This window comes from Ligilactobacillus acidipiscis DSM 15836 (assembly GCF_001435755.1).
Taxonomy (GTDB): Bacteria; Bacillota; Bacilli; order Lactobacillales; family Lactobacillaceae; genus Ligilactobacillus; species Ligilactobacillus acidipiscis.
Window position 1 is genome coordinate 1 of record NZ_AZFI01000169.1, and the last position, 4,095, is coordinate 4,095.

Genomic DNA, 4,095 nt, shown 5'->3' on the forward strand with positions numbered 1-4,095 from the left:
GACTTCCACCCACAAATACTTTACGCTAACAAACATTTTTCTGTGATTTTTACCACTGACCACTCAACATTAAAAAAGCCTGCCAAAATCTTTCTGGCAAGCTCCTCTAAAAAGTTGGAATTTAATTATGAGCATAAATTTCTTTTAACGCACGCAGATCTGCATCCGAAAATGAAGTGCGTCCTTGGTCGATTGGGAACATAATAGAATTGCGGTCATTGCGATGATCCAATCCCAGCGAGTGCCCGATCTCATGTAAAGCCACGGATAAACGCGGCGGGTATTTACTATTCAAATTTGCCTGTCCACTATTCATATCAGAACCGCCAATACCCATCTTAGGATAGATTCGCGCCCCACCAAAGCCCAACTCTCTTAATCCTATCTGACTCTGACTTTGAGTCCGGTTTTCTTTTTGATAAACACCCAAAGTCAATTCATTATCTTGGCCGCTGCCCTTACCCGGAACCAGCTTAACGATCCCAGTCTGATTATAGAGAGCAATCGCCTGTTTAAATTTTTGCTGGAAATTGGCAGGAACATTATTAGCGAAATGGTAATAATATTTATTCGACAGGTTACGGTTGACGACAATATTTTCGATACCATCTTCGTCTGTTTTTTGATCGTCTTTTTGAACCGCTGTATCAGCAAAATTTTGCGTCACTTTTTGTTCAACGATCGACCCAAAATCTTGTGTCTGGTCAACTAACTTTTCACCCAAATTAGGTGTCAAAAAAATATTGAAAGTCAACACGACCACAACGGCCGAAATGACTCGTTTGACCCATTTCATCATAATTTCCTCCATTATTCACATCACAAAACATGATGCAGCGTTCAAAAAACAAACCTCTCGCACTTAGGGTATGTTGCTGGCACTGAAGTCGTAAGTTAGCCAGTCCGCGATTTTTCATTGTACAAAGCCTGTCTGAGCTTCAAAGTCCTTGTATATTTACAATTTGCTGTTTTCCTAGCTCAGACTATAAATTCTCAGTGCCCTGATCGATTTTAACGATCCTCTGCGCAACCGTTGAATCATTGTACTGCTGTTGGACCCAATTGGATGAAGTCGCTAAGAATAGATTCAAAACTACAAAAATCAGCAAATATTGGACGGCGATCCCAGCAAAGATCCCCAAAATAGAATTTCCGATATGCAAAAACGGCAGCCGTGTCAAATTATTCAAGCTGCGCCAAATTCCTTGAAAGACTCCGCTGGCGAGTGTAAACAGGACAAAAAACACAACAATATTAGTAAAGTAACGTTCTGGGACTGAAAATTGCATGTGGGCATATTTAGTCAACATCTCGGTTGCCCAGTTTGCCGCCGTTTGCCCGTAAAACATCGCAAAAATTACGCCCAAAACTAAAGAAAGCAAACCACCCAATTGCAAAATAAAGCCTCTTTTATAACCGGTAATAGCTCCGAAAATCAATAATATAATAATGATTGCTGACAAGATCATAGAATCATTCCCTTTTTCTCTTACTCTATCCACCTCAAAAACTATACCTATTATTTTAGCGCATTATGTGTCTTCTCATCTACCTATTTAACTCGTTTTAACACTATTTAACGCTTCTTAATCCTTTGTTAGACAAAAAAATTACCTCACCTTTGGGCAAATGAGGTAATTTCTTTCAATTATTTAACAAGTTATTCTTGTTGCAGAATGCTTATTTATCTTTGACCTGACCATCTGGATCCATCGTAACTTTCATGTTATGGACACTGTAGTAACCCAGTTTAGATACCAGACCTTTTTGAACATCTTTGGACAAAACATAGTCGATCAGCTTTTTAGCAGTCCCTTTTGCTTTGCCTTTGGTATACATGTGTTCGTATGACCAGATCTTCCATTTGTTAGTAGAAACGTTGCTGTAATCTGGCTTAACGTTGTCGATCGAAAGTTCTTGCAGATCCTTGTTGACATATGAGAAGGCTAGATAACTGATTGCCCCTGGTGTTTGAGCAACAATTTTTTGAACTGTCCCATTAGAATCTTGTTCTTGTGCATTGACCGGCTTGTCGCCTTCTTGCAAAACAGCATTTTCGAAAGTTGCGCGTGTTCCAGAGCCTTTGGCACGGTTGATGACAGAAATCTTCTCGTCTTTACCGCCGACGTCTTTCCAATTAGCGATCTTACCCGTGAAGATTTGACGTAACTGATCCATAGAAACATTCTTGACTCCAACATCTTTGTTGACAACTGGTGTCATCCCGACAACAGCCACTTTATGGTCGCTTAATTTTTCAGGATGGATCCCTTCTTGTTGTTCGGCAAAAATATCAGAATTTCCGACCTGAACGGCACCTGATTGAACTTGACTCAAGCCTGTACCTGAACCGCCGCCTTGGACAGTAATATTGGCTCCCGGATTATTATTTTGGAATTGTGAAGATGCCTTTTCTATCAAAGGCTGCAAAGCTGTTGAACCAACAATGGTGATTTTTTCTTTGGAAGAACTTGACGAGGACGAATCCTTACTCCCAGAATTAGAACTGCATCCTCCAAGTACCAAACCAAACAAGCCCAAAGTCGCCACTGCTAGCGTCGTAAATTTTGTTTTTTTCATCAATAGCCCTTCTTTACTTTTAATGTTTTTTGACTGTCTTTAGAATAACCTTTTTTGGTAAAGCCTTAATGTTGTTAATGTAAAGGATACGTAAATTTACATTTGAAACATTTCTTCGTGCTTTCATTAAAATACTTTTATGCAAATTGCAATTTTTTTGACTTTTTTATTATAAAAGCGCTTAACAAATACAAAATTATTGCAAAATTCTGAAATTATTGCAAATACTTCTATTTACGTTTAAATCAAAATTCTTTTCTGTTTTTATCTATTAAATGGTGTTATATTTAAATCATGATATATATTGCCAAAGGTGAGAAAGAGGGAGCAAAAATGGGATTGATGCGCTTCGGCAAACGGAGGTCACATTTAATTGGAAGTTTTTTGGCTAAAATGATCCGGCCGGGCAAACAAAAGCAACAGCCAAGCAATGATCTGGCAGGTATATTTTCTGGGAATTGGCAGTTCACTGATGAAAATAATTCTCGTGTTCATCATCTGCACATTAATTTGGATCTTTCAATTTCACTAGATGGACGGGCACTACCAGGATCAGTCTTGAATCTCACTGAAAAAGAATTAGTCTTTCTAGATACTTACGGCTACCATCTCCGGATCGATGCCATTGACCAACATCCGATCAGTGTCTATGATGAAGCCGATGATCGAGTTTACCAATTGACTCCTTGCGATTCCACTAACAACTCTTAGCTAACGCAATAATAATAAACGGTGAAACCTTGCTAACAAGGCAGGGTATTTTTTAGAAAACAAAATAACTTTCCAGCTTGGACACTGCTATAGCCCCTGAAAGTTGCCAAATGAAAAAGTATCATTCATCTGGCAAGTTTCAGGGACTTTTATTATGTCTAGAACAAAGTTTACGACCACAGAAAAATTAGCTACTATTCTAGGGCTTGCAAAAACTAATTTAGCTAGAGCAAAATTTCTTAAGGAATACAGTGTCAGCTGGGTGGCCTTTACCAGTTGTTAGGAATTTTATCTGCAGAATGACTTAATGAGTGTACCACACCACAAGTAAAGATCATTCTAATCAATCCAAGTTAGACCTACTAAACTAAAGAAAACAAAAGCAAGCCTCATTCCAATTGTTTATTACCAAAACTGGAACTCACAAATCGAACCATATATGAAAAAAACCTACCTAAAGGATAAACATCCATATAAATCAATTACTGATGTGCGCCGCTTTCTAAATAACACATTGGGTCAAAACACACGGGCAAGTACTTTACAACCGCTTAAGCTCAAGAACTCATTTACCACTAGCCTCCGCCCTCGACTTTGTTTCTTGTTGCGCAGAACATTTAAGAACACACAAATTATTAGCAATTTTAAACACACTCATTATTATCATCTTGGGAGCTTGCTATTTTAACTTTTCAAAATTCTGCTTTCTTTATGTGCAGTAAACCTTCTTCTTATCAAATTTATACCTAATACGTTGTACGAGAAAAGAGGACTAAAAACGGTTCTTTATCAAGTGGTACTGAT

The 4,095-nt window shown here is 38.2% G+C and carries 4 protein-coding genes; 1 reads left to right on the plus strand and 3 read right to left on the minus strand.

The genetic code is table 11. The features are described 5' to 3' along the window. Positions 1 to 121: 121 nt before the first annotated feature. The 3 genes from FC65_RS09185 to FC65_RS09195 form a co-directional block, all read right to left on the minus strand. A complete protein-coding gene (locus FC65_RS09185; protein ID WP_056972440.1) occupies positions 122 to 796 on the minus strand; it encodes a matrixin family metalloprotease in 675 nt (224 codons plus the stop codon). Between the two features lie 187 nt (positions 797 to 983). Next, positions 984 to 1,469: a CvpA family protein gene (locus FC65_RS09190; RefSeq protein WP_056972442.1), complete on the minus strand. Its 486-nt coding sequence runs from the start codon at positions 1,467 to 1,469 to the stop codon at positions 984 to 986. A 211-nt stretch (positions 1,470 to 1,680) separates the two neighbouring features. After that, positions 1,681 to 2,580, minus strand: a complete 900-nt coding sequence (locus tag FC65_RS09195; protein ID WP_056972443.1) for a phosphate ABC transporter substrate-binding protein — start codon at positions 2,578 to 2,580, stop codon at positions 1,681 to 1,683. Between the two features lie 333 nt (positions 2,581 to 2,913). Here FC65_RS09195 and FC65_RS09200 point away from each other — a divergent pair, with 333 nt between their 5' ends. Next, positions 2,914 to 3,291, plus strand: a complete 378-nt coding sequence (locus FC65_RS09200) for a DUF4828 domain-containing protein (RefSeq protein ID WP_056972444.1) — start codon at positions 2,914 to 2,916, stop codon at positions 3,289 to 3,291. Positions 3,292 to 4,095: the final 804 nt, after the last annotated feature.

Excerpts from the sequence above, each read along its gene's own strand:
- FC65_RS09195 (WP_056972443.1), bottom strand. The coding sequence starts at position 2,580 with ATGAAAAAAACAAAATTTACGACGCTAGCAGTGGCGACTTTGGGCTTG.
- FC65_RS09200 (WP_056972444.1), top strand. The coding sequence starts at position 2,914 with ATGGGATTGATGCGCTTCGGCAAACGGAGGTCACATTTAATTGGAAGT.
- FC65_RS09185 (WP_056972440.1), bottom strand. The coding sequence starts at position 796 with ATGAAATGGGTCAAACGAGTCATTTCGGCCGTTGTGGTCGTGTTGACT.
- FC65_RS09190 (WP_056972442.1), bottom strand. The coding sequence starts at position 1,469 with ATGATCTTGTCAGCAATCATTATTATATTATTGATTTTCGGAGCTATT.